Raw genomic sequence first — 25,158 nt, forward strand, 5'->3', positions numbered from 1 at the left:
AAGTGCCTGAAGTCTTTTCCAGACACTTTTTCACTTAATTAACCGATTTAGATACTTGCTGTAAGTTTGCCTTCCTCTTTGGCTTTTTTAATCCATTCAGGAACGACAGTTTTCTTCCAGTTGTCTTTTTTCTCGTGCAATGTTTTCATATCCAGCCCGATATATGCCTGTGCCTTGTCTTTTGTAGCAATGTCGGGCATTGACATATCGGTTATGCCATGCTTAAACAATACCTTCTGCAATTCCAGTTGGGCTTGCATGGTTCTGTCTAAGCTATGTGCTAAGATACGCTGTGCCTCTACCGGCGCGTGGAAAGATGCACCGTGCGAAGCTACTGCGAAATCCCAGCGCCATTGCGCCTGACGGAGCAGTTTCAGCGATTCTTTCATTTCGGCATCGTTTGCACCCTTGTCCCAAGCCGTTTTAGCCATGATGTGGGCTTTCGACAGTTCTTTTTCTATTCTGTCGCGGATTTCCAACGCTTTGTCCTGATATTGGTAAACATAGTTTTTCAGGTTTTCTTCGCTGTCGCGGTGACAAGTCTGACACGTATTCGATATATTCGCCAATGGGCTCATCACTTGGTGGTTCGAATATTTGACACCGCCTTCGGCCATATACGGCATGTGGCAATCGGCACAAGACAATCCGCGTTGCGAGTGCGGCCCTAACAGGAATAGTTCGTAGTCGGGGTGCTGCGCTTTCAACATCGGCGCTTTGCTGAGCGCGTGTGTCCAGTCGGAGAAATCAATATTATCGTAATATTCTTCCATAGATTCTACGGTCATACCACCATCCCAAGGGAAAGTCAGGTATTTAGCATCTTTCGTGAAGTAATATTCGACGTGGCATTGTGCACAAACCAACGAACGCATCTCTTGAGGAGTGGCTTGTGTAATATCTTTCCCTTGGCGGTTGAATGCTTCTATCAAAGCAGGACGCGTAATAGTCAGATTCATGGTCACAGGGTCGTGGCAGTCGGCACAACCGATTGGGTTTACCACTTCGGCGCCCCAGTCGCTCCATTTGGCTTTGTAATATTCTTCAATACCTTTCTCGTGCATCAGACGAGGCACATCGGGGCTTTTACAGGTCCAGCAAGTACCCGGCTGCATATCTCCCTCGCCGTTTTCGGGTGTTCCTGTACGGAGCGTGTTGCGCACATCCTCAATGGCGTGCATGTGACCTCTTGGAGCCGAATAATCGCGTGAAAATGCGTATCCTGCCCAGAGAACTACCATCTCGGGACGCTGTTCGAGCACATCGTCCATCATGTTTCCGAGGTGTTTACTCTTGAAATCCATGTTCTGGGTCATCTTCCACGTATTGTACTCGCGCGGATAATTGATACCCCATTCCTCGTTATGCGGATTAATGCCGGTTATTTCTACCTTTTTGTTAGCATACAAAGTGGCTATTTCGGCACGGCGTTCGGTAACGGAGGCAGCCAGTATGCCCAGTGCGAATACGGCTACCATAACCACAGCAAATATTCCCCATCCGATGATAGGTCTGCGTTTGATTGCTTCGGCTAATTTCTTAAACATAATCTATCGATTTTATTTAGTTAACTATTTTTCATTTTCTTCTTTAACCAATCTGGTACAGGTGATGCCGGAAGCGGAACAATGGCATTGGGCGATGCCGACAAATTACTCACTTTGCTGTGAGGAACCTGTGTGTGGCAGTCCCAGCAGGCTTTTCCTTTGCCCTCTTTCGTGTCGCAATAGTCGATCATCCCTGTTTTGACAAACTCGGTATTCAACTCCAGATGGCAACGGATGCAATTGTTCATAATCACTTCGTAGCTTTCTTCGCGCGGACGTATAACCTGCGGTTCGCCGTTGACGGTGAACACGGCGGCATGATACAGCCCGTCTTTTGCTTTGAAGGCATATTTGCTGATAACATTATCGTGCGGAACGTGGCAGTCGTTGCAGGTAGCCCACTGTGCATGCGAACTATGATTCCACGATTGATAGTATGGAGTCATAATGTGACAGTTGACACAAGCTGACGGATCGTCCGAAAGATACGAATATGCCCTCGACATGTAAAAGGTATACCCGCCTAATCCCGCAATGATGCCACCTATCACGAAGATAGGGACTATCCAGCGGCTGGGAATATGTCTTAAGAGCTTTTTCATTTTAGTTGATCGTTTATTTTCTTCTATTTCACCGGGTTATCAGAATCCGATTTGCAACTGGGCAAATACTGTGTTGTTAGCACCCCCTAAATCCCACTTTTTCGAGTAATCGGAGTAGGTATAATTCAACTGGATCCTGCACTGAGGATAAAAATAATAATTAAATCCAACAGTATAATCTTTTGCTTCCTTATTAACACTCTTATTCTGATTGTAATAATCGAATTTTGCCAGAGCGTTCAGTTTTTTCGGCACTAAGTAATACAAGCCGAGAAGATACATCCCCTCTTTGTCCGTTCCGCCATCGTTGGCGCGCAACCATTCGCTGCGGGCATAGAAACAGTCTGCCTTGTAGTCGGCGCTCACAAACCATCTGTTGCGCACATGGTCTACGTTGTTGTAATATACCTCGCCCTGATAAGTACCTCCGCCCACGCGCAATCCTTTTACGGGTTGGAAGAGAATCATGGCGGCTAAGTCTTTCGTATTGTTCACTTCGCCTGTCGTTACCCCTGTCCCTTGGAACAAGCCCACCGAGTATTGAATCAGGTTGTGTCCGGCAGGTAGCGATACCAGTTCGCCCGATGCCATAATTCCCGCATCGCGACCGAAGTTGTTCTTATTGTTTTGCTTTTTCATGGTGTCATCCTCTCCGGCATAACCTACTAAGTTGGCAATGGTGCGCGAATAGGCGGCCGTCTCCAGTGTGGCAGGCACTAACTGGCTCTCGAGGGTGAAAGGGCTTTTGAACTGTCCGACTTTCAGATTGAACTCGGTAGCTGCCGTCCATTCCGCCCAGAATTCCTGTACGGACGGATTGGTCATTTCCAATAAAAAGCCATAGCGGAACGATTCGTTTAACCGTCCATTGACCGAAAGGAAAAGATTTTTGGCTTTGAAATCGTTGTGAACCCTTTTGCCATCGGTATATTGGTACATCAATTGCCCGTTTCCTCCGATTTGTATGTAAGGAGAATTAAATATATTACGTACTTTCTCCGTTGTTTGAGAGAAGGTGCTCTTTTGTTCTTTAGAAGAAGATTTCCGCAACTCATCCGCTTCGGATTGCGTCAGGACGTTTTTTTCGACCAGTTTGTTCAGCAGATCGTCCGTATCCTGTGCCGAAACGATGCTGTATGATAAGCATACGAGCAATAATAAGAGTAATTTCTTCATAGTAAATAAAATAGTTATTAGGTTATTTACAATAATTATACACTTTTCCGGATACAAATTTTGTAAAAGTCTTCCAAAAAAAGTGTAATAATTATTACACTCCGGAGAAATATAAAAATATGAATATATTTGTAGTATGAGAAAGAAACGTATTCTTTGGGCTGACGACGAGATAGACATCCTGCGTCCGCATATCCTTTTCCTCGAAGAAAAGGGCTATGAAGTGACTCCCGTCAACAGCGGGCAGGATGCGATAGATGCTTTCAGGAGCGAGTCGTTCGACATCGTTTTCCTCGACGAAAATATGCCGGGGCTGACGGGTATCGAAACGCTTACGATTATGAAAGAGATCAATCCCGATATTCCCGTCATTATGATTACCAAAAGCGAGGATGAGGGGATTATGACGCACGCTATCGGTAAAAAGATTGCCGACTACCTCATCAAGCCGGTGAACCCGAACCAGATATTGTTGTCGGTGAAAAAGAATTTGCATAAAGACGATATTGTTTCGGAGGTGACACTCGAAAGCTACCGCGACGAATATGTTAAAATAGGGATGCAGATAAGCGATGCGCGTACGCATACCGATTGGGTGGATATTTACAAAAAGCTCATCTACTGGGATATGGAGCTTTCTTCGGCGCAAAGCCCTTTGCTGGACTTGTTGCACATGCAGGAGCAGGAAGCCAACAAGGTTTTCAGCAAATATGTACGCTTCAACTACGAATCGTGGATACAGGATGCGGATAATGCTCCGCTGCTAAGTCCCAGATTGCTTTCCCGCAAACTTTTCCCCTTGCTCGACAAGGGCGAAAAGGTATTTTTTGTCTTGATAGACAATCTCCGGCTCGACCAATGGTGGGAAGTGAAATCCCTCTTTACCAACGATTTCAATATCTCCGAAGATACCTATTTCGGCATTTTGCCCACGACTACCCAATATGCGCGTAATGCCTTGTTCTCGGGGCTGATGCCTGCCCAGATAGCCCGGATGTACCCCGAGCTTTGGATTGATGAGGACGACGACGAAGGGAAAAATATGAATGAGGAGGCGCTTCTGCAATCGCAAATCGAACGTTGGCGCAAATCGTATTCGTTCTCTTACCATAAATTATTGACATCGGCCGCCGGAGAGAAGTTGGCACAGAACCTTCACCAGTATAATGATAAGCAGTTGAATGTGGCGGTGATTAACTTTATCGACATCCTGTCGCATGCCCGCACCGATTCGAAGATGATACGCGAACTGGCCTCGGACGAGGCAGCCTATCGCTCGCTGACGCGTTCGTGGATAAAGCATTCGAGTACGATGGATTTGATAAAAAAGGCGGCAGAAGCCGGATACAAAATCGTGCTGACAACCGACCACGGCACCATCCGCGTGAAGAATCCGCTGAAAGTGGTGGCAGAGAAGGATCAGGTAAATTCCAACATCCGCTACAAGGTGAGCAAGAATATCGGTTACGACCGCAAAGAGGTATATGACAGCACATCGCCCGAAAAGATAGGCCTTCCTGCGGCAAATATCAGTACAAAATATATCTTTGCATGCGGAGAGGACTTTTTTGCCTATCCCAATAATTACAATCATTTTGTTTCATACTATACCAACACGTTTCAACATGGCGGTATTTCGCTGGAGGAGATGATTGTTCCTTTTATTACAATGACTTTAAAATAATCAATCTGATGGAACTGAAAATAACATCGCTCGATAACATCCATGAAGTAGCCCGCCAGTTTATCGGTGAAATGGGCGATAATACGGTTTTTGCCTTCCGTGGCGATATGGGTGCCGGAAAGACAACCTTTATCAAAGCTATATGCGAGGAATTAGGCGTGGAAGACGTTATCAACAGCCCTACCTTTGCCATTGTCAACGAATACCGATCCGATAGCGGCGAATTGATCTATCACTTCGATTTTTACCGCATCAACAAGATCGAGGAGGCTTACGATTTCGGCTACGAAGATTATTTTTATAGCGGTAGCCTCTGCTTCATCGAATGGCCCGAGAAAATAGAATCCCTCTTACCTTTCGATGTGGTGAATGTGCATATCTCCGTCGGTGAGGATGGCAGCAGAAAGGTAGAAATAACGAACAAATAAGTCTAATCGTGAGAGGATTAAAAAAAAATTCCCTATTTTTGTTAAACATACAATCAAATGGGGGCACAAATCAGAAATATACTCAACTTACTTAAACAGCCATTTCCTTATAGACATAAGAAATGGCAGATCGTCGTTATTCCCGTTGTCTGTGCCATTGTAATAGCGCTTATTCTCAAACCGCAGGGCTTGGCCGTACTCCGCTCTCCGTTGAAGCCTGTCCTGATCATATCGGGCATGGTTGCCGTTGTATGTGCCATCGTGGCTTATATATTCCCGCTGATTTTTAAAAAATATTATCATCCGGCATATTGGACAAAAGGAAAATTCTTGTCGGTACCGTTGACTATTGTTACACTTCTTGTAGTTCCGCTGGTGTGCTACGTCGACTATTTGCATACCTCCGTTGGAGTGATGATAAAATATGACTTTATTGAGAGGCTTTTTATCTGGTATTCAATCTCCCTTATCATTGCTTTCTTCCCCACATTCATCATTTATATCAATGTTCTTCACAGTCGGGATACGAATACAGCGGATACCCTGCCGGAAGAAGCGAATACAGTTGTTATAAGTAGCCAGTTGAAAGAAAAAATAGAACTGGCTCCCGACGGATTCCTATATGCAAAAGTTCAGGGAAACTATGTGACAGTCTATTATTTAGAAGCAAGTTTAAGTATCTGCAAGAAAACATTGCGGATAACGTTGGCCCAGTTGATGAGGATTTTTGAGAATTATTCGCCGATTGTCCGCTGCCACAGAGGATTTCTTATCAATACGTTATATATAACAGAACTGAAACGCAAGCAGCAAAATTATATTATAAGGCTTCAGAACGTAGATGCCGCGATACCTGTGACCCCCACTTATTTTCAGGCAGTACATAAACAATTGACCCAGATAAAGCCTGTTGTCATCCATTGATCATTTCGTCCCAGAATTGCTGTGACAAAATGAAAAAATCCGCACATTCGTCACAAAATAGCTTTGTTAGTCACTATTTTTTGTTTTAGAGTTGTATCTGCTGTTCTTTTGCAGACATAATATTATTAAAAGCAAATTTATGAAATACAGAAGAGTATTATTATTTTTCTCGTCTTTGTTCTTTATATGTGTTAACATGAGTTATTTGAAAGCACAAGTTACTATCGGATCGGACATTGCGCCGAATAAAGGAGCATTATTGGACTTGAAAGAAGGAGCTAATACCACCAAAGGGTTAGGTATGCCGAGAGTGCAACTGACCAACCTCAACCCGACTACCCCTACCGAATTGGCACAATCTATCGGCGGAACAGGCAGTTGGACATTGGCCGATCACACAGCATTGGCAGTGTACAACGTCAAAGCGAACCATTGCGCCCTCCCTGAAGCTATTTACGAAGGATTATACGTATTCGACGGTGGAAAGTGGGAATTGCTGGGTCAACCGTCTGTTGCTCCCGGCGTTCATACATTCACCGACAGCCGCAACGGCGAAACCTACCGCTACCGTGAATTCTATTACATGGCCGGTGCAACTAAAATCAGTGCCGGCGAATGGATGCTCGAAAACTTACGCTATATACCTAACAATGCCGATGCCGGTTTCACCGGTTTCACACATAGCGCAGCTACTATTACCATTCCTTACACCGATAAATATTGGTGTTATCCCTGGAAAGGGAATACGACCTACAATGCTGCACAAGCTCAGGCCGACTGGGATAAGCGCGCAGGCATTCTCTATAATTGGCCTGCTGCCACCAATGGACGTACTACTACGGGTAACCCATTGGAGGGACAGGGAAATCCTGACGCCGCTGCTGCCATAGGCATTCAGGGCATATGCCCTTCGGGCTGGCACATCCCTACCGATGAGGAATGGAACGAACTGGAACGGGCTATTTACAACAATGCAAGCCTCTACAGCCAATACAAAGACGATGGAAGCGATGCTTTTCTGCCCACTACCTGGCAAGACAACAACACCCTTAACTGGGAAACGGGCTATGTTAATCCTTCTCCTCCTTTTGGTTGGCGCGGTTCTTCTGCCAAAGGGCACGGAATAGCGATGCTTTCGGAATGCCTTCTTCCGGGACACGGCTACGGAACTCCCGGCGGAAAGAGTCTTTCCTCGGTGAAGGGTGGCTTCGAAGCGCATCTTGCGGGTCATGGTAAAGCGGGAAATGTAACCCTTTACGGAAGCGGTGGATTTATCTGGTCGGCCAGTGCTCACGGCAGTGGCGATGCATGGTTACGGAGTTTTTCCGTGGGTAACCCGCAAGTGTACCGGTTTGTCACTAATCGACACTACCTGTATTCTGTCCGCTGCAAAAAGAATTAATCATTATAACAGAAACTCATTAATGGAACTGACTTTAAAAACTCACCAATAGAGCTGACTTTAAAACTTGCTAATAGAGCTGATTAAGAAAAACTATTTGCTTGTGTTAATAATCGGGGGTATTCCGGGCAGTGATTGCCGCAGAAACCCCTATTTTTATTGATAAGAAAGAACGGATAGTTGCATTTCTAACAAAAAATACGTTTCTTTGCACTTTCGTATATTTAAAAAAAACACTAACACAGAAAAACAACAATCAATACACATTTTCCCTGCATATTGGGGAATATTAAAAATAACAACAATGAACACAAGAACAATCTTGACACGGGCTATCCTACTCGTGGCCTTAGTAATCGGGGCAATCAGCCTGAACGGACAGGTAACCATCGGTAGTGGGCAAACGGCAAATCCGGGAGCATTACTCGATCTGAAGCAGGATGGGACAACCACCAAGGGCTTGAAACTCCCCATCGTTTCGTTAAGTGATCCCGACAATCTTTTCCCCATGTTTACCGATGATGGCAGCAACGGCTATGTGGAAGGAACAAAAGCCACCGAGGATGCTTTGCATGCGGGACTGATGGTGTATAACTCCAAATATTGCGACGGACAATTTGCTAAAGGATTATATGTATGGACAGGAGATAGCTGGGAGCAAATTACAGATAATGAAGTTCATTTTGCTGCAGGGTTATATTTTACAGGTGACACGCTCCATCTTCCCAGCGGGATGGATGCCCGAGCATCGGCTGCCCAGACATTCAATTTCACATGGGATAGAGGAACACACGCCGATTGGTCAACACTGAGAAATGCTGTTGCTGGGGGATTAGTGTTTACACAAGCTTACGCACACATGACACCTGCCTCTCAGACATGGGCAACCAGCCCTTCTGTTTTGTCAGTTTATCCCGATGATATGACCAGTTCACTAGTGACAGAATATTATCCATGGCGTACGCGCCAATCAATGACTACCATTACGGCTTACTCTGTTGATTGTCCTCCAACAACTAAAGAACTCATATTAAATCAAACTAATTATGCATTTTATCCCATTTTGTCTTCTATACGGATTATAGACTCTTCTCCTTCTACTTTTAGCATTCGAGGTAATGCTGCTTGGAAGGCTACAGTGGTTCCAGGGAGTGCGTCTTCCGTAAGCGAAATATTTTCAGGTTATACAACTGCGACAAAAGGTGTGACAAGGCCTGTAACAGGCTATGATACCAATATCTTTGACTATACTGGTGCTGCAGGTGGAACAGGTACAAAATATAAAACAGCAATTGTTACTTTTAAAGATGTGCATAACCGAGCTAAAGATCTTATTGTAGAAGCAATACAGTGTCAAGGTACTCATGACTTGAGTGTGGTAACTATATCAGCAACTCCATCCCAAACAACAACCGGACACTCCAGTTGGGGAACAAAGGTAGTGCATCATCAGGAAAAAGCGGGAGTGTACAAAGAGTTTTATTCAGCAGATTTCGGCGGAGCCGGACGTTGGATGGTAACTAACCTAACAGCTACGAATTATGATGGAATCACTCATAGTGCTGGTCGAACTTTAACTGGTCCATCCAGAGGTATTTTTGGTTCATCTAGTGGTGCATATTGGTGTTATCCAAGCGCAACCACTTATGATACAAGCACAGAACATGATGCAAACCAATTCTTGGGTTATCTTTACACCTGGGATGCTGCAACAGCTGGCAAAGGAGGCTCTACAGGATTAGTCCTTAACATAGAAGAAGAAGGTACAAATCATACTAAAGTTCAAGGTATTTGTCCTTCCGGATGGCATTTACCATCTGATCGCGAATGGACTATATTGGAGAATGAGATAATACGCAATACAACTAAATATGCTAATATTACAACTGATATTGATAATTCAGGACTGTCAGATATACCGTATAATGCAGGTAGCCTTTCGCGGGATACTCCTCATGGGGCAGCCATGAAAGATCCTTGCGAAAACTTCTCGAACCACAACAATGGAACTTCTAAAGCTTTCTCTCAAGGAGGGTTCAGTTTTTTATTTGCTGGCCAGTACTACCCTACAACTACTACAAATGGCGACTTTGGCAGGAGTGGCTATTTTTGGACTAGTAGTGTTCAGATGGCTACATATCAAACCGTTGCATGGGCTCGGCAAGTTACAGGTTATTCTGTTCGTGTTACTAAGAATGGACCGTATGCTAATGCATCATCTTCCGTCCGCTGCAAGAAAGATTAATAACCAGTTACTTCGCCCTTCGGGCGGTTACGAGTTACAAGAAACTTTATCGATATAAGAAAAGTTGACAAGTAGACGAGTAAACAAGTTGACATATAGATTGTCATCCCGGGCGAATGCGAGGGAGCTCGCTGCGCTTTGTGCTGTTCATCCTCGGGTTGGGATGTTTCGCCAAAGGCTCAGCAAGATAGAATCGTTATTTTACTTCGTGGTACTCTGTGAAAGACTCCGTGAATCTCTGTGGTTAAAAAGAAAAAATGACAAGACAAAAAAATGCTGTATCGCGTAATATTTGAGTCGCCTACGCTCCTCGAAACAACGTTCGACGAACGAAGGTGAGTCAATGTTAATTGTCAAGAGTGTCAAGTTTTAACTAAATTTCGATTGATTATCAGTGGATTAATATTTTGACAGAATTTGACAGCTATATCAGTCCTGTAAAGAAACGCTTTGTGCCTTTGGCGGGCTTTTACTTCCCACTCATCAGCACCTGCATAAATTCCTGCCCCTTGATAAGGCCATATGCACCCTTAGGGGATGCGAATTCATCGTAAGATTGCACACTGTCCGCCTCACCGTTTGAGCGGTAGATAAGGAACGGGACAGGCCTATTTGTATGTGTGCGCAGGGCACAAGGAGTCGGGTGGTCGGGTAGGATAGCGATTGTTACCGGTTCGTCCCAATCCTTTGTCGCTTCATAGATGGTCTTTACCACGCGCGCATCGAGGTATTCGATCGTCTTGGTCTTCAGTGCGTAGTCGCCGTCGTGTCCCGCTTCGTCGCTCGCTTCGATATGCAGGTAGACGAAATCGTCCTGCTTCAATGCTTCTATGGCTGCTTCGGCTTTGCCTTCGTAGTTGGTGTCGTACAATCCCGTAGCACCCTCTACGTGGATAACTTTCAATCCGGCATATACCCCGATACCCATAATGAGGTCGACCGCCGAAATAACCGAGCCGCTCTTGATGCCGTATATTTCCTCCAGTGTCTGCATCTTCGGGCGATAACCGGGCGACCAAGGCCAGATGCTGTTGGCGGGATCCTTTCCTTCGGCAATCCGCTTCTGGTTGATAGGATGATTCTGCAATAGCTCCTGCGATTTCAGTATCAGGTTGTTCAGATAATCGGCCGTCTTTTGCGCTTCGGGTGTCTTAGCTGAGATAAGCACATCATGAAAATCCGTTCCCGGCACATCGTGCGGAGGCGTACAATCCAAATCCTTGTTCCCGCCTTTCAGCTTCAACAGGTGGCGATAGGAAACACCCGGATAAAAGCTGACCTTTCCGTCGTTTAGTTGCTCATCCAGGTAGTTGATTAACACCTCTGCCTCCTCGCTCGAAATATGACCTGCCGAATGGTTCTTGATCTTACCGTCCTCGATACAAATCAGGTTGCAACGCATAGCCATTTCACCGGGCAGGATATCGACGCCCATACTGGCGGCCTCGAGCGATCCGCGCCCTTCGAATACTTTCGGTACATCGTAGCCCATCACCGAGAGGTTGGCTATTTCGCTACCGGGTTTGAATCCTTCGGGGATAGTATCCAGTTCGCCGCTTTTGCCTTTGGCGGCTAACATGTCTATATAGGGTTTCTTTGCTGCCTGCAAAGGGGTTTTGTTGCCTAATGCGGCAATTGGTTCGTCGGCAGCTCCGTCTGCCAATATGATGATTGTTTTCATTTGTATCCTGTTATTAGTGCAATTTGTCTTTGTTTTGACTGGTTTACTTATCAATTTGTAAAGATAAGAATTATATGCGATATCAAAAAGGAATAAGGATCGGATTTCTATTGTGTAAGAAACAATAAAGCCCCCTAATGATAACATTCGGACAGATAACTGTGGGTACGAAATGATACCTTTGCTCAATCTTAAATCATAAATATGTTTTACTTATGAAACTCAAATGTCTTCTCATTATTTGCTTGATTGCATGCTCTATCGGGTTAGAAGCCCAAAACGGATATAAGAACCCGGTAATCCCCGGATTCAATCCCGATCCCAGTATATGCCGTGTAGGCGATGACTATTATCTTGTCACCTCTTCTTTCGAATATTTTCCCGGCTTGCCGATTTATCATAGTAAGGATCTTGTCAATTGGCGGCAGATAGGGCATTGCCTTACCCGTGACAGCCAATTGCCGTTGCAGGACGTTCCGTCATCGGGAGGGTTGTTTGCTCCATCGTTACGCTATCACGACGGATTGTTCTATGTGATCTGTACGAATGTGTCGGCGGGTGGCAATTTCTATTGTACCGCTACCGATCCGGCGGGCCCGTGGAGTGAGCCTGTCTGGGTGGATATAGACAGTATCGATCCCGATATCTTCTGGGACGAAGACGGAAAAACGTATTTTGTTACCCAAGGGAACGAGGGTATCCGCGTAACGGAGATAGACATCGAAACAGGAAAGGTAATCGGTGTTGAAAGGCTTGTTTGGGGCGGAATAGGCGGACGTTTCCCCGAAGCTCCGCATATCTACAAGAAAGACGGTTATTATTACCTCTTGCTCGGAGAAGGCGGAACGGAATATGCTCACAGCGCCACCATCGGTCGGAGTAAACATATATATGGGCCTTATGAGTCTTGTCCTCTAAATCCTATTCTGACGCATTGCAACAGGGCGGGGCAGTCCAATCAAATACAAGGTGTAGGGCATGCCGACTTTGTGCAGGCGGCAGACGGTTCGTGGTGGGCGGTATTTTTAGGATTCCGTGTCACGCATCAATGGTCTTACTATCATGTATTGGGGCGTGAGACCTTCCTTGCTCCGGTAGACTGGCCTGCGGGCGGGTGGCCGCAAGTGAATGGTAACGGAACGGTTTCGCTCGAAATGAATGTACCGACGCTTCCGTTGCACCCTTTCGAAAAAGAGCCTGTACGGACAGAATTCGATACAGAGAAACTGGGCTTGGAGTGGCAATACCTGCGTAATCCGGCACGCGATAATTATTCATTGACAGAAAGAAAGGGCAGTCTGCGCATGCAGGCATCGCCTTATACGCTGGATGAGACAAAACCGGTGTCTTTTGTCGGCCGCCGTCAGACACAGCACGATTTTAGGGCAGAGACACAACTGGCATTCGAATCGTCGAAGGAGCATGAAGAAGCAGGCATGACGCTTATCCAGAGTAATACGCATCATTACGATTTGCTGACGAAGAAAATCAATGGGAAATCTGTTGTGCAATTGCGCGTGCGCATCGGTTCCATCTCCTATATTGTCGCCGAAAAGACTGTCGATGGAAAGGCGCTAAAACTCAAAATAGAAGGTACGCCGATGCAATACAAATTCTATGTTGCCGATTCGCCAAACGGGAAATACACCGTTTTGGGAGAGATGGATACGCGCTACCTCAGCACCGAAGTGGCAGGAGGATTCACCGGTGTGATGATAGGTTTGTACGCCTCATCCAACGGAAAGCCGAGCAAGGCGAAAGCTTATTACGACTGGTTCGATTACGAAACGAAGGAATAGGTTATTTTAATAAGAGGTCTTTTTATTTCAGCAGCTTATCAATGGTATTGACGAGTTGCTGAAATTCTTTCTCATCATAGCCAACTGAAGTATAAACGATTTTCCCATTCTTGTCAAATAAATAGGCGCGGGGTATGCTTTGTGTTGCGAATTTGGCTGTAAATTCTCTATTGGGATCAGGATATATGGGAAAAGTAAAACCTTTCTTTTCTTTATATGCAATGAGTTCTTCTTCATTATGTTCGCGTCCGACAACAAGTATTGCCAAATCGGAATTATCTTTTCCAAAACGGATTTTCTGCTTGTCGATGGCTTGTTGCAATGCACCTAATTCTTGCTGGCAAGGTGGACACCAAGTAGCAAATATAACAATCAGTGTTACTTTATTGTCTAATTGTGAAGAACTTATATTACCATTTGCATAGGATTCTAATTCGAAAAAAGGCATTTTATCGCCTTTTTTCACTATGTCGGTTTGGGCTGACAGGCAGATAGAGAAAGCGGTCAGCAATAATAAGAATATTGGTTTTCTCATTTTCATAATTGGTTTATCTCACATTCGCAATACTGATAATATCGGCAAAAACGCCGGCGGCCGTTACAGTTGCTCCGGCTCCGTAGCCTTTGATTATCATCGGGAATTCGTTATATCGCTCGGTCGTTATCTGGATGATATTGTTGCTACCCTCGAGGTCGTAGAACGGATGATTTTGTCCCACCTCCTGCAAACCTACTTCGCATTCGCCATTCTCGTATTTGGCAACAAAGCGGAGGTGTTTGTGTTCTTTCTCCAGTTTTTCGCGCCTTGCTTCGAATTCTGCATCCATTTCATCGATGGTTTTCCAGAATTCCTCCAGTGTTCCGTCGAAGTATTTTTGCGGGATAAAGAGGTTCTTTTTCACATCCGATTGCTCGACAGGATAGCCTGCTTCACGCGTCAGAATGACTAATTTGCGGATAACATCCGTGCCACTCAGGTCGACGCGCGGATCGGGTTCGGCATAGCCCTTCTCCTTCGCTTGGCGGATGGCTTCGCTGAATGTCACCTCTTTGCTGAGGGTATTGAATATAAAGTTGAGCGTCCCTGAAAGGACGGCCTCTAATTTCACGATTTTATCGCCCGAATTAATCAACGAGTTCATTGTATTGATAATCGGCAAGCCTGCCCCTACGTTCGTTTCGAAAAGGAATTTGATATTCCGCTCGCGGGCTGTATTTTTCAGTTTGGCATACCGTTCGAAAGATGAGGAAGCTGCTATTTTATTGGCAGTCACCACCGAAATGTTATGCGATAACAAATCCTGATAGATACCCGCAATGCCTTCGCTTGCCGTGCAATCGACAAAAACAGCATTAAAGATATTCATGCCGATGATATTATCCCGCAGGATTTCGGGCGAACTTGGGATGCCTTTATTTTCGAGGTCATTTTTGTAATTATCCAGATCCAACCCTTCGCGGCAGAATAATGCCTTTTTACCGCGGGCAATGCCTACGACATTCAGTTTGAGCGAATATTGCTCTTTCAGCTTTGGCTGCTGGCGTTTGATTTGCTTTATCAGGTCGCTGCCGACTGTCCCGATGCCTGTGATAAAGATATTCAAGGCTTTATATTCCGACAGGAAGAACGAATCGTGTATCGAGTTCAGCGCTTTGCGCAAATACTTATTGCGGATAACAAAGGATATATTCACCTCCGATGCCCCTTGTGCACAGGCTATTACGCTGATGCCGCTCTTGCCCAGCGTCTCGAACAAGCGTCCGGCAATGCCGGGCGTATATTTCATATTCTCGCCGACAATGGCAACCGTTGCCAGTTCCGTCTCGAGCTGTACGCGGTTGATGCTACCCATCTCGATTTCATCGGCAAATTCTTCTTCCAGCACTTTCACGGCAAGCTCGGCATCTGCCGAACGTACCCCGATAGAGGTACTGTTCTCCGACGAGGCTTGTGATACCAAAAACACACTGATGCCATTCTCCGCCAATGTGCGGAATATGCGGTAGTTAACCCCGATGACGCCTACCATACCCAATCCGAGTACGGTGATGAGGCAGGTATCGTTAATCGAAGAAATACCTTTTATCAAGGCTTTTCCTTTGTTGGGATCTTCTTCGTGCGATATGTACGTCCCCGGCGCGCAAGGATTGAATGTATTGCGTATGCGTATCGGGATATTCTTATGGTAAACAGGGAATAATGTAGGCGGATAGATAATCTTCGCCCCGAAGTTGCATAACTCGGTGGCTTCGGTGAAAGTAAGATGTTCTATCACGTGTACATTGTTGATAATCTGCGGATCGGCAGACATAAAGCCGTCTACATTCGTCCACATTTCCAACAACGAAGCTTTGAGCGCCGAGGCAAAAATAGCGGCAGTGTAGTCGCTTCCTCCACGTCCGAGATTGGTTATTTCGCCACTTTCGACGCAACTGGCTATAAAGCCCGAAACAATCACTTTCTTATCCGATTGTCCGTAAGCCTGGCGGATAAGTTCCGAACTAAGCTCTATATTGGGGACGTGTTTGTTGAAAGATGGGTTCGTCTTGATAAGCTTCACAGCATCCAGCAGCTCGTAATCGGGGAAGAGATATCCCATGATGATAGCCGACAGCCGTTCGCCATAACTAACGATTTTATCGGAGGTTTTGGACGATAAGTCGTTGATAAGAAAAACGCCTTTGAAGATATTGCGTAATTCTTCGAGCAGAATGTCGATATCGTTGCTAACCTGCTGTTTAATGTGCGAATCAAAGCCGAGACTATCGACAATTTCGTTGTGCAGGCGGAGGATACGGAAGAACTCATCTTCGTACCTCTTATTCCCTTCTGCTGCCAGTAGCGATGTACTCAGCAGCATGTCCGTGACCCCTTTGAAAGCTGAAATAACAATTACGTTCGCTTTTTCTGCCGAAGCGATTATCTGTTTCACGTTCAGTATATCACTTGCGGTGCCCATAGAGGCACCGCCAAATTTCATTACTTTCATCAAGGATTTGAATTTTATATTTTACTTATTTTGGAGCGTCGAACTTCTCAAGATCTACAATCATTTGTTCTCTGCCTGTTTTCTGGCTAATCTTAACACCTTTTATAGGGGTGAAAGAAAGCGTTGATTTTTGTGCTATTCTTCCGGCAGGGACTGTACCTGTTATGTCTTCGATAGCTTTTGCCAGAAGAGGTTCTGTCGCCGGATTACCCAATTCGCCAAAAGTATAATCCCACTCATCGATGGTTAGCGCTGGATCAGGGCTGATTCCATTGATATAGTTCCCTTCTCCCTGCGCATTTTTTATTCTTACAACAAGCGGTTGCAATTTCCATTTTATACGGCTATCAGTTGATTCTTCTGTGATAGAACCTTTGTCCTTACCTCTGGTGGTTGTTCCGATTTGTTTTACGGTAGTGTAAGGTTTCAGCCCGTTTATTATCAACTCACTTGCCGATGCCGAGTTTTCTGTTGCAATGATATATACCCGTCCCAGATTCATCTTCGGGATAGATTCATTTGTTTTATAGACTTTGGAAACAAACCTGTCATACAGAATGTTTTCAGCCCCATGATCTGCAATCAAAGACGTCTGATAGGTAGGATTGTATTCGTTGATAGCAAAAATAGCAGATTCATTACCGGCAGGAACTAAGGCGCTTGCCAGATTGACGGCAGAGGTAACATATCCGCCCGGATTGTAGCGAAGATCCAATACGAGATCGGTTATATTCTGCGACTTAAGTCCTTTTAGAGCATTAGCCAAAGCAACATCATATTCGTATCCGTTTCCTTCTCCTCTTTTGAATTGGTTATACATCAGGTAGCCTACCTTATGTCCCCCGGATTGATAAACTACTTTGCTTATAAATACAGGATTTTCTGCATAGTTAGGAGTAATGGAGACGGTTATATCAGACGAAGCTGAAGTTGCCATGTCAATAGCAGAGAATGTAAACGAACTTTTGTTATTCAGAATAGTGTTAAAATTAGTCCCTGTTATAAATTCTCCGTTCACTTTATAGATAATATGTCCTCTTTTGAGCTTACCATCAGCATCGGTATTGGGTTTCGTGTAGAGTACAAAAAATCCTATCCTTGTCAGATCGGATGTTATGTATGCGGGGATATATTCAAAACCTAAATCATTTTCTCCCATTGTAGCTTTTTGTTTCGATTCATCCGCCTCGATCCATGAAAAACGGTCTCCGTCTGCCGGTGTATTTTTTCCGGCATATTTATATAGAAGCCCATAAAAAAATGCTTCAGGATCCTTATCATAGTTAGGAGAAGATGTTAATTGGTCATTCCACAAATATACTTCGGACATCCGTTCATATATCCATTTATTGTTGAATACTTCATCTGTGTCTACAGGAGGTGTCGGTTTTTTATCATCATCGCTATCACCACAGGCAGTGAAAGCCAATGCTGTGAAGATAATTGAAAGGAATATCAGGTTTTTTACTTTCATAATTTCGATATTTTGGTTGATATATTATCTATTGCTGCAAAACAGCTTTAATTTAAGGGCAAAATGCAAATATAACGATTAATATAGTAACTCGCCTTTTCCTTGGCGGATTATTTCCGGTTCGTCGGCCGTACAGTCTACAACGGTGGAGCCTTCTACTCCTCCGTATCCCCCGTCGATAACGAGGTCGACCGTTTTCTGGTATTTCTCGTAAATTAATTCGGGGTCGGTGGTATATTCCACTACTTCGTCGTCATCCTTGATAGAGGTCGTGAGGACAGGGTTGCCCAATGCACGGACTATTTCGCGGATGATATTGTTATCCGGCACGCGGATGCCGACTGTTTTCTTGTTTTTGTATATTTTAGGCAGGCTCGATGTTGTATTCAGAATGAAGGTGAAAGGCCCGGGCAGGTTTTTCTTCATCAGTTTGAAGGTGGTGTTGTCTACCTTGGCATACTCGCTGATATTGCTCAAATCGTAACAGATAATGGACAGGTTGTTCTTTGCCGGATTGATGCCTTTCATCCTGCAAATTTCCTCTACGGCGCGTACGTTCAAAGCATCGCAGCCCATAGCATATACCGTATCGGTGGGGTAAACAATCAATCCGCCATCGCGCAGGATGTTGACGATTTTGTCTATTTCGCGCGAATTGGGATTTTCGTTATATAGTTTTATGAGCATATGCGATTATTGTTATAGTCTCAAAGATAATGATTTATAAGTATCTATAAACAAAAGCAGCCCATAAAGTTACTTACGGGCTGCCTGATGATTGTTATCTGTCGTTTATTTCTTTTCGATATAATCTTCGACAACCGCCTGCGTAAGTCCCATATTGGAGAATCCTCCGTCGTGGAACAAGTTCTGCATCGTCACCTTGCGGGTGAGGTCAGAGAACATCACTACACAGTAGTCGGCACACTCGTCGGCGTTAGCATTTCCGAGTGGAGACATTTTTTCAGCGAAATCGAAGAAAGCGTCCATTCCGCCGATACCTTGTCCGGCAGTTGTCAGTGTAGGCGATTGCGAGATGGTATTCACACGTACACCTTTGTCGCGGCCGTATACATATCCGAAGCTGCGTCCGATAGATTCGAGCAGTGATTTGGCATCTGCCATGTCGTTATAACCTGTGAAGGTACGTTGTGCGGCAATATGCGTCAATGCAAGGATAGAACCTCCATCGGCAATGGCGTCGATTTTTTTGGCGGCTTGCATCATTTTGTGGAATGAGATAGCCGAAATGTCTAATGTTTTATCAAAGAATCCGTAATCGAGGTCGTCGTAGGCACGTCCTTTGCGAACGTTAGGCGACATACCGATAGAGTGAAGCACGAAATCGATTTTTCCGCCCAATACTTCCATCGATTTTCTGAATACTTCTGTCAGTTCCTCTACGTTAGTAGCATCGGCTGCTATTACTTCTGCATTCAGCTTTTCGCTCAGTTTGTTGATTTCGCCCATACGAAGAGCCATCGCTGTATTGGAAAGGGTAATAGTTGCACCTTGCTCAACAGCTTTCTCAGCCACTTTCCAAGCAATAGACTTGTCGTTCAATGCTCCGAAAATGATACCTCTTTTACCTTTTAATAAGTTATTACTCATGGTTATTTGTTTAATTTATACTAAAATCAAATTTATTAACGAATAAGATATTGGCACAAAAATACGAAAATTGTGCAATATCTATCCATTCTTAGCCGAAAATGTTGCGACGAAGGTGTGAGAAGTAGCTGATGGTATTTTTTATTTTGTCATGTTTAAATAATAAAGAAGATTGTATTTCTGAGAAAAAATGCTTTCCTTTGTAGTATCTATAACACATATGTCGTGCGAGAGAATAATGCTAATATATGTATTTTAATTGTTAATATATTGTATATAAATATGATATATTCAGCTTCTCACGTGCACACACACACACACACACACGAAATATAGTCAATATTTCGGATTAATCCAAGGTTTTAGAGGTTTTTTCAGAAAAAGGAGTCACCTCCCCCCGTCCCCCTCCAACAGAGGGGGAGTAAAAATATATACTCTTTTCCTATCTCCTCCCCTTGTGGGGGAGGTAGGGAGGGGGTGCCCGAATGCTTGTGTTAATGTCAGNCCCGTCCCCCTCCAACAGAGGGGGAGTAAAAATATATACTCTTTTCCTATCTCCTCCCCTTGTGGGGGAGGCAGGGAGGGGGTGCCCGAATGCTTGTGTTAATGTCAGGGGTAAAACCCCCATTCCATCCCGTCTTCTCCGTGAGGAGGAGCGGGATTTTTCAGTTAACAGCGAGCAGTTAACAGTCAATAATGAAATCCATGTAAGGGCGAAACATCTTTCGCCCGCAATATCCGACATATACGGGGCAATGTTTATTGGCTCGCCTGCGCTTCGCCGAACGATGTTTGCCCCCTACAAAACGATAACGAGATCCCTCGCTTTCGCTCGGGATGACAAAGTTAACAGCTATCAGTCAACAGATAACAGTCTAATGTTGCCACACCTTTTATGGCGTGGATATAATTGCATCTTTCAAGGGATGACCTTAGTCAACAGATATTTGGCTAAAGCCATTTTTGAACTAACCCTTCGAGACCTCCACTTAAAAGTGGAGGCAATTAAAAAGAATATGCATGTATGTGTGCGCCCGCAAACCGATATATCGGGCAGACACACAGGTCTGCCCCTACACAAAAACCGAAAGAGATCCCTCGCTCCGTATCGGAAACAGTTGTTGGCTCCGCCGATTTTCAATTTGACAGAACGAAGTGTAGTCAATGACAAAGCTAATGGCTATCAGCTAACGGCTAAAAGCTATATATCAGCACATTATCTCATTATCATATTCACTAATTATTTTTTATTATGAAACAGAAAACTTTAACACAGGCTATCACGATTATAGCCTTAACATTGACAACAACCGCCCTGCATGGGCAGGTTACAATCGGCTCGGGAGAGAAGCCTCGTGCAGGCGCATTATTAGACCTCACGGAAGGCGCAACTACCACACATGGATTGAACCTGCCACGGGTAGAACTGACCAAGCTGAAACCGACTACTCCTGCCGATCTGTCGGCATCCATTGGCGGAACGGGCAACTGGGTATTAGCGGATCATACGGCATTGGTGGTGTATAACACTAAAGAGAGCAATCATTGTGCCAGCGAGCGCATTTACAAGGGGCTTTATGTCTTCGACGGCACAGAGTGGCAGTATCTGGGATTAGCCAAACTGTCAACATCTGCCGATGTTCACTCGATGGTTGATAGCCGTGATGGAAATACTTATCTATATCGCGAGTTTTATTATATGAACGGGGCAGTCAAGGTCAGTGCAGGAGAGTGGATGCTCGAAAACCTGCGCTATATTCCCAACAACACCGATGCCGGTTTTACCGGTTTTACACATACGGCAGCCGATGGTTCTTCTCCTTATATTGCCAAATACTGGAGTTACCCATGGAAAGGAATAAGTAATTCAACTGAAACCTACAACGCTACTCAAGCCCAAGCAGACTGGGAATCTCGTACAGGCATCTTATACAACTGGTCTGCCGCTGTTAATGGCCGCACCACCACGAGTAATCCGCAAGAAGGGCAGGGGGATGCAAACGAAGCTGATGCCGTAGGCATCCGGGGTATTTGTCCTGCCGGATGGCACCTCCCTACCGACAGGGAATGGAACGAACTGGAACGGGCAATATACAACAACAAAGAGGCTTATAGCCAATATACTTCTACGGATATTTCTACTCCAACTACCTGGCAAGATAATAATACATTGAACTGGGAAACGGGTACTGTTCCTCCTGCCAATGATGCGCGCGGTTCTTATGCTAAAGGTCATGGTTTTGCTATGCTCTCAGAATGTGAACTCCCCCGTTATGTTATTATTGCTACTAATGGCAAAAGTCTTCCTGCTTCACAAGGTGGATTCAACGTTTTCCTTGCAGGATTCAGCCTCAACAGCCTCTCTTGCAGCTACGGTCATTCCGCCCATTACTGGTCATCTAGTAGCCGATACAGTAATAGTGCGTGGAGTAGAAGCATCAGCAATATCGATGCACGAGTAACCCGAAAGGTCTACGGTCGCAACAGCCAATATAGTGTCCGCTGCAAGAAGGATTAGTGTCAGTCAGTTACTTCGCCCTTCGGGCAGTTACAAGTTACAAGAAACTTTATCTATATAAGAAAAGTTGACAAGTAGACGAGTAAACAAGTTGACATATAGATTGTCATCCCGAGCAAACACGAGGGGTCTCGTTGCGTCTTGTGCTGTTCATAGTCGGGGTGAGATGCTTCGCCAAAGGCTCAGCATGACAGAACCGTTCTTTTACTTTGTGACCTCTGTGTAAAAACTTCGTGTCCTCTGTGGTTAAGTAATAAAAAAATGACAAGACAAAAAATGCTGTATCGCGTCAAATATGTCAAGAGTGTCAAGTTTTAACTAAATTTCGGTTGATTATCAGTGAAGTAGGTTTTTGACAGAACTTGACAGCATATCAGTCTTGTAAAGAAACGTTTGGTGGACGTGGTGTAGAATTTGAGAATTCTTTGGTTAGAGCCAAATGCTATAAAATCTTTTTCAGATAGGCCCTGTAGTGCCGGCAAATAGCATTTCATCGGTGTTTTGAGATTCGAGAAGAACCATATTTTTGAGATATTCAAATTCGAGTTCGAAGTTTTCGCTTAATATTTCATCGGCAAAGGCTTCTTCTATCTGGCTGATTGTCCAGAATTTACCATATAATTCCCTCGAACGGACTATTTGGTTTTCGCTCTCTACCTGCACCGAATAGAGGAAGACCATACGCTTTGTCTGCTCATTTTCGAACACATATTTGAGGATAAATTTCTTTTTGGGCTTCTTTGCTAATTTCCCGAGAACCCTGTGTAGAATCGTTTCGCTGGCTTCTTCGACCGTATGGCCATAATACACATATTTCTCGAGTGGATAGTCGTATTTGTGAGGGCTGACGGCGTCATTCGCTTTGCGCTGTTGTAAGAAAACCTTTTCGCCGCAGATGAGGGCTAACCTAACCACCGGATGCATGTATTTGTTTCCGTTTTCGAGGGATATCGATTGTGCGATGCGCCCTATTACGTCTCCTTTCTCGCTGAGGATAGGTAGCCATGTTTCGGTATTCAGGTTCTTGTTGAGGAGGTTGATTTTCACTACTTCATAGATCGCAATTCCTATGGTGGCTATTATCGGTAAGGAGGTGAACAGGAAGAAATCCCAGAAGAAGACATTGGTTATTATTCCGTCCGAAAGGAGGTATTTGTAGATGAGGATAAGTGCAATGTGGATGGAGAGTGTAAATTTGACGAGGAATCCGGTACTGAAGAAGGTGGATAGGGAATGTTTCTGGAATAATTCGGTTTTTCTCCTGTAATAAGTCCTGATTACAGGGCTTGCCATCCGCAATACCAGCGTGGAGACAATAATCACGAGCTCGTAGAGTACCTGGTAAATGTTTTCGTTGATAATATAATTGTGGAGAAAGAGCCAGAACAGGAGAACAATCAGCGAGTCAACTATTGCCAAACTCAAAATAACCGATACAAACCGGTTTTTGAACGCATACTGATTCACTGCTTCAGCAATGAGTGAAGTGAATAGTACGGCAAACAAAGAAAACTGAACTTGTACCCCTATCTTGTGTAGTATTATATATTCCAGAAAGGGGAGCAAGATCAATGTAGGCATATAGTTGTAGCCCTTCAAATTCAATCGCAACATATTGTCTTCTCCTATCCGATTATAGATTTCATTTGCTCTATTTATGATAGATATTAAGGCTTACTAATTAACGCAAAGGCTATATAGTTTTGTCTCTTCCATCCCAGGCAATTATAAACAACCGGGTTGTTCGTTTTGTTCAATTAAAAAGCATTTTTTTTCGCCGGTAGTAATGCTTTTATTGAGTGATCTGTTCTTTCTGCTTGAAAGTCACATGTTTATTTATCAGGAATTGTATCATGGCAACAATAATAATTGCCAATCCTTTTGCCAGCATTTCGGATAATCCCAATCCCTCGATAAAAATCGTAAGTAAGAAAGAACTAATGACCATCCCGATAGCTGCAATCCCTGCAAATGAAAAGAACCTTCGGATTTTTTTATCTGTAACTTTAAATGTGAATATACTGTTTAGGATAAAATTATTTATAACACCCAGCGATTGCCCTATTATACTTGAAATCAGAATATCCATCATTCGCGGCGATTTATCGGCTCCGAAAAGCTCGATGACAAATGACGAAATAGGATAGTGAACTTCGAATTGTTTTACCAAGAGAAAATAAGCACCCATATCGACAACAAGCCCAATGCCCCCAACAATACCGTACTTTATCAATTCTCTGACGGCTTTTCGCCGTAATAAAACTCTCAGTCTATCGAACATTCTGTGTATATAAGGTAAATCCCAAACAAATGTATAAATAAATCTTAGGAGGTCAAACGAAAACCGAAGAAAATACGCTTGTGCGTTTAAACTATTCGTTGAATAAATAGTCTTATCTTTAGAAGAACACTAAAAGGCAATGATTATGAGAAAGATATTTTGTATCCTTATTGGCTTACTTTTTGTTTGCTCTGTCGGCGGTTTTGCACAGAAAAAAGTGAAAGTGAAACTTTCTAAGCCACTTAGCCGGATTGATGAAGGTCTACCTTCAAAAATGACAATCTCTTTTATTAGTTCTAATATTGATTTTTACGAGCATGTAGATGAACTGAGAATAATGAAAGTAGATAACGAAGAATTTCTTGTATTTATCGTGTATGAAATATCGTCAAGAGAAGAAAAATGGGAAGATAGATACTACATCAGTGGTTCTTATATAACTAAAGAGCCGGATCGTTATTGGCTCTACTATACAGCGTATGCATACTATTATGTGGTTAACAAGCAGGATTTTATGAATAACTTAAAAATTGGAAAAGACTCTGGTGAATACACCATCAAGCTACCTCTTTTAAAAACTGGAGAGGAAAATTCTAAAGAAATTAAGGAGAATGTTGCAAAAGTGAAGAAAGAAGCATGGAAAAAGTTGAAAAAAAATATGGAGGCTAGCGCAAAAGAATATTGGTATAAGGATATGCAACAAGTGAGGCCTCTATATATTAAGCTATCCGATTGATAATATTTTGATTTGCTCGTAGCTAAATAAAATGAGTTTTTCTTACAATAGGATGTTAAG

General features: G+C 44.0%; 19 protein-coding genes. 8 read left to right on the plus strand and 11 right to left on the minus strand.

Features of this window, described 5'->3' with window-relative positions; genetic code table 11:
* Positions 1-47: 47 nt before the first annotated feature.
* The 3 genes from nrfA to D0T66_RS11130 are packed head-to-tail and all read right to left on the minus strand — an operon-like array spanning position 48 to position 3,325.
* Positions 48-1,547 (minus strand): ammonia-forming cytochrome c nitrite reductase, encoded by a 1,500-nt coding sequence (gene nrfA, locus D0T66_RS11120; RefSeq protein WP_163357354.1) that lies wholly within the window; start codon positions 1,545-1,547, stop codon positions 48-50.
* 20 nt (positions 1,548-1,567) lie between these two features.
* Positions 1,568-2,149, minus strand: coding sequence for a cytochrome c nitrite reductase small subunit (nrfH, locus tag D0T66_RS11125; protein WP_163357355.1), 582 nt, complete (start codon positions 2,147-2,149; stop codon positions 1,568-1,570).
* Positions 2,150-2,188: 39 nt separating this feature from the next.
* The gene (locus tag D0T66_RS11130; protein WP_163357356.1) at positions 2,189-3,325 is read right to left on the minus strand and encodes a porin; all 1,137 of its coding nucleotides are present in this window, start codon (positions 3,323-3,325) and stop codon (positions 2,189-2,191) included.
* A gap of 136 nt (positions 3,326-3,461) precedes the next feature.
* On the opposite strand from D0T66_RS11130, the gene D0T66_RS11135 reads away from it, so the two are divergent.
* The 5 genes from D0T66_RS11135 to D0T66_RS11155 all read left to right on the plus strand — a co-directional run bounded on the left by D0T66_RS11135 (position 3,462) and on the right by D0T66_RS11155 (position 10,008).
* Positions 3,462-5,009, plus strand: a complete 1,548-nt coding sequence (locus tag D0T66_RS11135) for a bifunctional response regulator/alkaline phosphatase family protein (protein WP_163357357.1) — start codon at positions 3,462-3,464, stop codon at positions 5,007-5,009.
* Positions 5,010-5,017: 8 nt separating this feature from the next.
* Positions 5,018-5,437 carry a tRNA (adenosine(37)-N6)-threonylcarbamoyltransferase complex ATPase subunit type 1 TsaE gene (tsaE, locus tag D0T66_RS11140; RefSeq protein ID WP_163357358.1) on the plus strand — a complete coding sequence of 140 codons (420 nt, stop codon included), beginning with the start codon at positions 5,018-5,020 and terminating at the stop codon, positions 5,435-5,437.
* A 57-nt stretch (positions 5,438-5,494) separates the two neighbouring features.
* Entirely contained in the window at positions 5,495-6,361 is an 867-nt protein-coding gene (locus D0T66_RS11145; protein ID WP_163357359.1) for a LytTR family DNA-binding domain-containing protein, read from the plus strand.
* Positions 6,362-6,557: 196 nt separating this feature from the next.
* On the plus strand, positions 6,558-7,763 hold the full coding sequence (locus D0T66_RS11150; protein WP_163357360.1) for an FISUMP domain-containing protein: 1,206 nt from the start codon (positions 6,558-6,560) through the stop codon (positions 7,761-7,763).
* 304 nt (positions 7,764-8,067) lie between these two features.
* Entirely contained in the window at positions 8,068-10,008 is a 1,941-nt protein-coding gene (locus D0T66_RS11155; protein ID WP_163357361.1) for an FISUMP domain-containing protein, read from the plus strand.
* 469 nt (positions 10,009-10,477) lie between these two features.
* Here D0T66_RS11155 and D0T66_RS11160 read toward each other — a convergent pair whose 3' ends face one another.
* A complete protein-coding gene (locus tag D0T66_RS11160; RefSeq protein WP_163357362.1) occupies positions 10,478-11,689 on the minus strand; it encodes a cofactor-independent phosphoglycerate mutase in 1,212 nt (403 codons plus the stop codon).
* Positions 11,690-11,904: 215 nt separating this feature from the next.
* Here D0T66_RS11160 and D0T66_RS11165 point away from each other — a divergent pair, with 215 nt between their 5' ends.
* Entirely contained in the window at positions 11,905-13,488 is a 1,584-nt protein-coding gene (locus D0T66_RS11165) for a glycoside hydrolase family 43 protein (RefSeq protein WP_163357363.1), read from the plus strand.
* A gap of 22 nt (positions 13,489-13,510) precedes the next feature.
* Here D0T66_RS11165 and D0T66_RS11170 read toward each other — a convergent pair whose 3' ends face one another.
* From D0T66_RS11170 to D0T66_RS11190, 5 genes are all read right to left on the minus strand, one after another.
* Positions 13,511-14,023, minus strand: a complete 513-nt coding sequence (locus tag D0T66_RS11170; RefSeq protein ID WP_255489810.1) for a TlpA disulfide reductase family protein — start codon at positions 14,021-14,023, stop codon at positions 13,511-13,513.
* A gap of 13 nt (positions 14,024-14,036) precedes the next feature.
* The gene (gene thrA / locus D0T66_RS11175; RefSeq protein WP_163357365.1) at positions 14,037-16,478 is read right to left on the minus strand and encodes a bifunctional aspartate kinase/homoserine dehydrogenase I; all 2,442 of its coding nucleotides are present in this window, start codon (positions 16,476-16,478) and stop codon (positions 14,037-14,039) included.
* 25 nt (positions 16,479-16,503) lie between these two features.
* The gene (locus D0T66_RS11180; protein WP_163357366.1) at positions 16,504-17,952 is read right to left on the minus strand and encodes a S41 family peptidase; all 1,449 of its coding nucleotides are present in this window, start codon (positions 17,950-17,952) and stop codon (positions 16,504-16,506) included.
* Between the two features lie 78 nt (positions 17,953-18,030).
* On the minus strand, positions 18,031-18,639 hold the full coding sequence (locus D0T66_RS11185; protein WP_163357367.1) for an L-threonylcarbamoyladenylate synthase: 609 nt from the start codon (positions 18,637-18,639) through the stop codon (positions 18,031-18,033).
* A gap of 105 nt (positions 18,640-18,744) precedes the next feature.
* Positions 18,745-19,563, minus strand: coding sequence for an enoyl-ACP reductase (locus D0T66_RS11190; protein ID WP_163357368.1), 819 nt, complete (start codon positions 19,561-19,563; stop codon positions 18,745-18,747).
* A gap of 1,252 nt (positions 19,564-20,815) precedes the next feature.
* Here D0T66_RS11190 and D0T66_RS11195 point away from each other — a divergent pair.
* Positions 20,816-22,081, plus strand: a complete 1,266-nt coding sequence (locus D0T66_RS11195; protein WP_163357369.1) for an FISUMP domain-containing protein — start codon at positions 20,816-20,818, stop codon at positions 22,079-22,081.
* Between the two features lie 456 nt (positions 22,082-22,537).
* Here the strand turns inward: D0T66_RS11195 and D0T66_RS11200 are convergent, their stop codons facing one another.
* Positions 22,538-23,695, minus strand: a complete 1,158-nt coding sequence (locus D0T66_RS11200) for a hypothetical protein (protein WP_163357370.1) — start codon at positions 23,693-23,695, stop codon at positions 22,538-22,540.
* Between the two features lie 178 nt (positions 23,696-23,873).
* Entirely contained in the window at positions 23,874-24,362 is a 489-nt protein-coding gene (locus D0T66_RS11205; protein WP_163357371.1) for a GtrA family protein, read from the minus strand.
* A gap of 145 nt (positions 24,363-24,507) precedes the next feature.
* Here D0T66_RS11205 and D0T66_RS11210 point away from each other — a divergent pair, with 145 nt between their 5' ends.
* Complete coding sequence (locus tag D0T66_RS11210; protein WP_163357372.1) at positions 24,508-25,098, plus strand: hypothetical protein; 591 nt, start codon at positions 24,508-24,510, stop codon at positions 25,096-25,098.
* Positions 25,099-25,158 lie beyond the last annotated feature (60 nt).

The organism is Dysgonomonas sp. 25 (assembly GCF_010501075.1).
In the GTDB taxonomy this organism is placed as follows: domain Bacteria; phylum Bacteroidota; class Bacteroidia; order Bacteroidales; family Dysgonomonadaceae; genus Dysgonomonas.

Excerpts from the sequence above, each read along its gene's own strand:
- nrfA (WP_163357354.1), bottom strand. The coding sequence starts at position 1,547 with ATGTTTAAGAAATTAGCCGAAGCAATCAAACGCAGACCTATCATCGGA.
- nrfH (WP_163357355.1), bottom strand. The coding sequence starts at position 2,149 with ATGAAAAAGCTCTTAAGACATATTCCCAGCCGCTGGATAGTCCCTATC.
- D0T66_RS11130 (WP_163357356.1), bottom strand. The coding sequence starts at position 3,325 with ATGAAGAAATTACTCTTATTATTGCTCGTATGCTTATCATACAGCATC.
- D0T66_RS11135 (WP_163357357.1), top strand. The coding sequence starts at position 3,462 with ATGAGAAAGAAACGTATTCTTTGGGCTGACGACGAGATAGACATCCTG.
- tsaE (WP_163357358.1), top strand. The coding sequence starts at position 5,018 with ATGGAACTGAAAATAACATCGCTCGATAACATCCATGAAGTAGCCCGC.
- D0T66_RS11145 (WP_163357359.1), top strand. The coding sequence starts at position 5,495 with ATGGGGGCACAAATCAGAAATATACTCAACTTACTTAAACAGCCATTT.
- D0T66_RS11150 (WP_163357360.1), top strand. The coding sequence starts at position 6,558 with ATGAGTTATTTGAAAGCACAAGTTACTATCGGATCGGACATTGCGCCG.
- D0T66_RS11155 (WP_163357361.1), top strand. The coding sequence starts at position 8,068 with ATGAACACAAGAACAATCTTGACACGGGCTATCCTACTCGTGGCCTTA.
- D0T66_RS11160 (WP_163357362.1), bottom strand. The coding sequence starts at position 11,689 with ATGAAAACAATCATCATATTGGCAGACGGAGCTGCCGACGAACCAATT.
- D0T66_RS11165 (WP_163357363.1), top strand. The coding sequence starts at position 11,905 with ATGAAACTCAAATGTCTTCTCATTATTTGCTTGATTGCATGCTCTATC.
- D0T66_RS11170 (WP_255489810.1), bottom strand. The coding sequence starts at position 14,023 with ATGAGAAAACCAATATTCTTATTATTGCTGACCGCTTTCTCTATCTGC.
- thrA (WP_163357365.1), bottom strand. The coding sequence starts at position 16,478 with ATGAAAGTAATGAAATTTGGCGGTGCCTCTATGGGCACCGCAAGTGAT.
- D0T66_RS11180 (WP_163357366.1), bottom strand. The coding sequence starts at position 17,952 with ATGAAAGTAAAAAACCTGATATTCCTTTCAATTATCTTCACAGCATTG.
- D0T66_RS11185 (WP_163357367.1), bottom strand. The coding sequence starts at position 18,639 with ATGCTCATAAAACTATATAACGAAAATCCCAATTCGCGCGAAATAGAC.
- D0T66_RS11190 (WP_163357368.1), bottom strand. The coding sequence starts at position 19,563 with ATGAGTAATAACTTATTAAAAGGTAAAAGAGGTATCATTTTCGGAGCA.
- D0T66_RS11195 (WP_163357369.1), top strand. The coding sequence starts at position 20,816 with ATGAAACAGAAAACTTTAACACAGGCTATCACGATTATAGCCTTAACA.
- D0T66_RS11200 (WP_163357370.1), bottom strand. The coding sequence starts at position 23,695 with ATGTTGCGATTGAATTTGAAGGGCTACAACTATATGCCTACATTGATC.
- D0T66_RS11205 (WP_163357371.1), bottom strand. The coding sequence starts at position 24,362 with ATGTTCGATAGACTGAGAGTTTTATTACGGCGAAAAGCCGTCAGAGAA.
- D0T66_RS11210 (WP_163357372.1), top strand. The coding sequence starts at position 24,508 with ATGAGAAAGATATTTTGTATCCTTATTGGCTTACTTTTTGTTTGCTCT.